Here is a 5,158-nt window from a genome sequence, read left to right as displayed (position 1 = left end):
CACCCGCGTCACCATCGCCGCCCAGGCCATCGGCATCGCCCAGGGCGCCCTCGACTACGCCAAGGGCTACGTCACCGAACGCAAGCAGTTCGGCAGGCCGATCGCCGACTTCCAGGGCGTGCAGTTCATGCTCGCCGACATGGCGATGAAGCTGGAAGCCGCCCGCCAGCTCACCTACGCCGCCGCCGCCAAGTCCGAACGCGTCGACGCCGACCTGACCTTCTTCGGCGCCGCCGCCAAGTGCTTCGCCTCCGACGTCGCCATGGAGGTCACCACCGACGCCGTCCAACTCCTCGGCGGCTACGGCTACACCCGCGACTACCCCGTCGAGCGCATGATGCGCGACGCCAAGATCACCCAGATCTACGAAGGCACCAACCAGGTCCAGCGCATCGTCATGGCCCGCAACCTCCCGTGAGCGGAGGCGGGGAGGGCACCCCTCCGGGGGCGTCCTCCCCGCGCCGTCCCGTCACCGGTTCGACGTGACGGTGACCTTCTCGTCGTTCTTGATCTGCTGGACGAGCTGCTTCACCTTCGGCATGTCCCACTTGAGGGAGTTCTGCGGTGCGGTGCCCGAGATCGGGATGTTCATGGACGTGCCGTCGCCCCCGCTGATGCCCTTCATCGCGAAGAACATCTTCCCGAGGTCGTACAGCGACATGTCCTCGTCCACGATCAGGGTGTCCAGGCCGGCGCCGAGCGTCGGGTACAGCGCGAACGGGTTGAGGATCGTGCCCGGCGTCGCCGCCTGGTTGGCGAGGGCGGAGAGGAACTTCTGCTGGTTCTTCGTCCGCGCCAGGTCCGACTCGGCGAAGGCGTACCGGGTGCGGACGAAGGCAAGGGCCTGCTCGCCGTTGAGGGTCTGCGTGCCGGCCTGGAAGTCCGCGCCGGACTTCTTGTCCTTGAAGCCCTTCTCGATGTTCATCTCGACGCCGCCGAGCGCGTCCACGATGTTGGCGAAGCCGGCGAAGCCGATCTCCGCGTAGTGGTCGATGCGCAGCCCGGTGTTGTACTCGACCGTGCGGACGAGCAGTTCGGGGCCGTCCATCGCATAGGCCGCGTTCAGCTTCGAACCGCCGCGGGCCGGATACGACTTGCCCGACTCGGAGCCCACGAAGTTCGGGATCGTCACCCAGGAGTCACGGGGCAGCGAGACCATCGTGTTCCCGCTGGAGCAGGCCGCGAGGATCATCATCGAGTCGGTCCGCTTGCCCTCCGCGGAGCCGGTGTGGAGCTTCTTCTTCTCCTCGGCGGTCATGCCCTCGCGGCTGTCGGAGCCGACGATCAGGTACGTCGTGCAGTCCCCCTCCTCCGGCCGCTCGATGACCTTGGAGAGGTCGACCTCGTTGCGCATCTGGGAGCTGGCCCAGGCATAGGTGCCGATGCCCCAGACGAGGCCGCCGACCACCAGCACGATCGAGCCGATCTTGATCCGCTTGCGCCAGTCCGGCGCGGGACGCCCCGGCCCTTGCGGGGAGTGCTGCGGGGGAACGCCGTCCCGGCCGCCGCCCTGCGCGGCGCCGTAGACCTGTCCGGTGTTGTAACCGGAGTCGTAGCCCTCGTTCCGCGCCTGCGTGTAGTTCGGGTTGTAGGCCTGGCCGCCGTCGTGACGCGGCGGCTGCTGCGGAACCTGCGGGCGCTGCACGTGGCTCATCCGGCGGGGTCCCTCGGGCTGGGAGTGCGGGTTGCCGCGGCCGTGTCCGCCGTCATCGGGCCAGTCATTCATGTGGCCCAGTCTGCCGGGCAGGGCTTTCGCGGCGACAGTCCGGGTAGAAGATCGGACCGGTGCTGTTGCCAAGCTGATGCAAAGGGGACCGAACGGGGACGGGGGCGGGACCCGGCATAAGGTGGAGGGCATGACAGATCAGGGCGATATTCCGGGCAAGCCCACCTCCGCCTCCCGCACCACCCTCAGCCACATCATGACCAGCCACGACACCAACCTCCTGGGCACGGTGCACGGTGGCGTGATCATGAAGTTGGTGGACGACGCCGCCGGCGCCGTCGCGGGCCGGCACTCGGGCGGTCCCGCCGTGACCGCCTCCATGGACGAGATGGTCTTCCTGGAGCCGGTCCGGGTCGGCGACCTGGTGCACGTGAAGGCCCAGGTCAACTGGACCGGACGGTCCTCGATGGAGGTCGGCGTGCGGGTCATGGCCGAGCGCTGGAACGAGTCCACGCCCGCCACCCAGGTCGGCTCCGCGTACCTCGTCTTCGCGGCCGTCGACGCGGAGGGCAAGCCCCGCCGGGTCCCCGAGGTCATTCCGGAGACCGAGCGGGACAAGCGCCGCAACCAGGAGGCCCAGATCCGCCGCACCCACCGCCTGGCCCGCCGGCAGGCCATCAAGGAACTGCGCGAGCGCCGGGCGGCCGAGGGCTACGAGGACTGAGGGCCGCGCCGGGACGGGGCGAATCGTTCCGCCCCCTCCGTCGTCCCGGGCGTGCCACCCGGGTGGGCCGCCGGGCTCACGGGCACACCACCTGGTCCCCGGTCACGGCCTCGAAGGGCTTCCTCGGCTCCTCGGCCCGCACTGCCGTCACCCCCTTGAAGTCGCTCCCCACCGTCACCCGGAGCGTCCCGCCCCGCCCCGCCACCGCCCGCATCTCCGCCCCCGGCAGCGCCGCCGCCAAGGACTTCGCCGACCGGTCCCAGCGCGGGTCGTACTCCACGACGGTCCGCCCGTGCTTCTGGGCGGCCCCGGTCATCGGGGTGCGGGTGGTGTCGAAGCCGGTCGCGCGCAAGGCGTCGTCCACCTTGCGACCCAGCCCGTCCGTGCGGGTCCCGTTGTAGACCTGCACGCGGATCGTGCGCGGGGCCACGTCGACGACGACCGCCTTCGGCGCCTTGGCGGAGCTCGTGGCCTTCGGCGCGGCCGGGGCCAGCGGGCGGTCCTCCCGCAGTGCCTGGAAGAGCTTCTGGGCCTTGGCGGCGTCCCACTTCACGGTGGATCCGATGCCCTTCACCGGGAAGCTCATGTCACCGATCGGCACCGACACGAACTCCGAGGAGGCCGGGGTGAAGCCGTGCATGGCCTTGGCGAGGGCCAGCAACTGGTCCGTGCCGAAGTCCTCGTCGGCCCGCACGGAGCTCAGCATCGTCGTGGCCACCTCGCGGAACCGCACCGGGTTGAGCAGCACCCCGCCGCTCGTGGTCCGCTCGATCAGCGCCGCCAGGAACCGCTGCTGCCGCTGCATCCGGCCGATGTCGGCGGCCCCGTCGATGTGCCGGGAGCGCACGTACTGCAGGGCCTGGCCGCCGTCGAGCTCATGGGTGCCGGGGGCCAGGTCGAGCCCCGTGTACGCGTCCTTCAGCGGGCGGGTCGTACAGATCTGCACCCCGCCGATCGCGTCCACGGTCCGCATGAAGCTGGTGAAGTCGACCTCCAGGTAGTGGTCGATCTTCACTCCGGTCATCGACTCCACGGTCCGCACGGTCAGCCCGGGCCCGCCCTCCGCGTAGGCCGCGTTCAGCTTGACCGGATGGGCCCGGTGCGCCTTGCCGCTGATCAGGTCCGTGTGCTCGGGCATCTCCGCGTACGAGTCGCGGGGCAGGCTGACCACGCTCGCCCGCTCCCGGTCCTCGGAGATGTGGACGAGCATGACGGTGTCGGTGCAGCGGCACGGCGCCCCGCCGAGCCGGTACTTCGCCTTCTCCTCGGGGGTGATCCGGTCCCGCCCGTCGGTGCCGACGACGAGCACGTTCATCCCGTGCCCGGCCTGGGGCCGGTTCTTCATGTCCTTGAAGGGGTCGACCCGGGTGATTCCGGTGTCAAGCCCGGACACCACCGCGTGTCCGATCCCGCCCGCCGCGAGGACCGACACGGAGAGCGCCGTCGCCACCCGCATCCCCCACCGGGGGCGCCTCCGCCGCCGGTGGACCGGAGCGCGACGCGGGGCGGGCCGGGGCCGGGAGCTGCGGGGCGGTGTGGGCACGGACGGACACCTCCGCGGGTGTGACGAGGGAACCGTGAGCACCGTAGGCCCATACGATCAGCGCAAGGAAGCGCCACCCGCTCGGCGCGCACCCGTGTCCCCCATTCGCGGTAACGTGGCTCGCGCTACTGCCGTCTTTCCGGGGAGCGACCCCCGAACCCCCGAGGAACCATGCTGCCCCCCGTCTCCGTGATCATGCCGGTCCTCAATGAGGAGCGGCACCTGCGCAACTCGGTCCGTCACATCCTGGAGCAGGAGTACGACGGCGAGATGGAGGTGGTGATCGCCCTCGGCCCGTCCACGGACCGCACCGACGAGATCGCCGCCGAGCTCGTGCGCGAGGACCCCCGCGTCCACACCGTGCCGAATCCGACCGGCCGTACCCCCGCCGCGCTCAACGCGGCGATCCAGGCGTCCCGTCACCCGATCGTGGTACGCGTCGACGGCCACGGCATGCTCTCCCCGAACTACATCGCCACCGCCGTCCGCCTCCTGGAGGAGACCGGTGCGCAGAACGTCGGCGGCATCATGCACGCCGAGGGCGAGAACGCCTGGGAGGACGCGGTCGCGGCCGCGATGACCTCGAAGATCGGCGTCGGCAACGCGGCCTTCCACACCGGCGGCGAGGCCGGCCCGGCGGAGACGGTCTACCTGGGCGTCTTCCGCCGCGAGGCGCTCGAACAGCAGGGCGGGTACAACGTGGAGTTCATCCGCGCCCAGGACTGGGAACTGAACTTCCGCATCCGCGAGGCCGGCGGTCTGATCTGGTTCTCGCCGGAGCTCCGCGTCCAGTACCGCCCGCGGCCCTCCGTGAAGGCCCTCGCCAAGCAGTACAAGGACTACGGTCGCTGGCGCCACGTCGTCGCCCGTTACCACCAGGGCTCCATCAACCTCCGCTACCTCGCCCCGCCGACCGCCGTTTGTGCGATCGCCGCCGGCCTGGTCGTGGGCGCCGTCCTCACCCCGCTCGGCTTCGTGGTCCCGGCCGGCTACCTCGCCGCGATCACCGCCGGTTCGATCCCGGCGGGCAAGGGCCTCCCCCTCAAGGCCCGCCTGCAGGTCCCGGTGGCCCTCGCCACCATGCACATGTCCTGGGGCTTCGGCTTCCTCACCAGTCCCCGCTCCCTCGCGAAGAGGGTCATCGCCAGCCGCCGTCCGGCGGTGAAGGCGGGCGAGACCGAGACGGTCTGACGACCTCCGTTCCCACACGGCGACGGCCGGACCC

The 5,158-nt window shown here is 70.7% G+C and carries 5 protein-coding genes; 3 read left to right on the top strand and 2 right to left on the bottom strand.

Features of this window, described 5'->3' with window-relative positions:
• The coding region (locus tag ACFW2Y_RS34615) for an acyl-CoA dehydrogenase family protein (protein WP_384887360.1) at positions 1–418 on the top strand (418 nt) is incomplete at its 5' end.
• A 51-nt stretch (positions 419–469) separates the two neighbouring features.
• On the opposite strand, the gene ACFW2Y_RS34610 is transcribed toward ACFW2Y_RS34615, so the two are convergent.
• Positions 470–1,726, bottom strand: a complete 1,257-nt coding sequence (locus ACFW2Y_RS34610) for an LCP family protein (protein WP_384887357.1) — start codon at positions 1,724–1,726, stop codon at positions 470–472.
• Positions 1,727–1,856: 130 nt separating this feature from the next.
• Here ACFW2Y_RS34610 and ACFW2Y_RS34605 point away from each other — a divergent pair, with 130 nt between their 5' ends.
• Complete coding sequence (locus tag ACFW2Y_RS34605; RefSeq protein WP_384887354.1) at positions 1,857–2,390, top strand: acyl-CoA thioesterase; 534 nt, start codon at positions 1,857–1,859, stop codon at positions 2,388–2,390.
• 76 nt (positions 2,391–2,466) lie between these two features.
• On the opposite strand, the gene ACFW2Y_RS34600 is transcribed toward ACFW2Y_RS34605, so the two are convergent.
• On the bottom strand, positions 2,467–3,846 hold the full coding sequence (locus ACFW2Y_RS34600; RefSeq protein WP_384887363.1) for an LCP family protein: 1,380 nt from the start codon (positions 3,844–3,846) through the stop codon (positions 2,467–2,469).
• 258 nt (positions 3,847–4,104) lie between these two features.
• Here ACFW2Y_RS34600 and ACFW2Y_RS34595 point away from each other — a divergent pair, with 258 nt between their 5' ends.
• Entirely contained in the window at positions 4,105–5,124 is a 1,020-nt protein-coding gene (locus ACFW2Y_RS34595) for a glycosyltransferase family 2 protein (protein WP_384887352.1), read from the top strand.
• Positions 5,125–5,158 lie beyond the last annotated feature (34 nt).

Origin of the sequence: Streptomyces sp. NPDC058877, from assembly GCF_042742855.1 — a bacterium.
Classification (GTDB): Bacteria; Actinomycetota; Actinomycetes; order Streptomycetales; family Streptomycetaceae; genus Streptomyces.
Note: the sequence above shows the minus strand (reverse complement) of the source record. Positions and strands in the feature narration are given on the sequence as shown.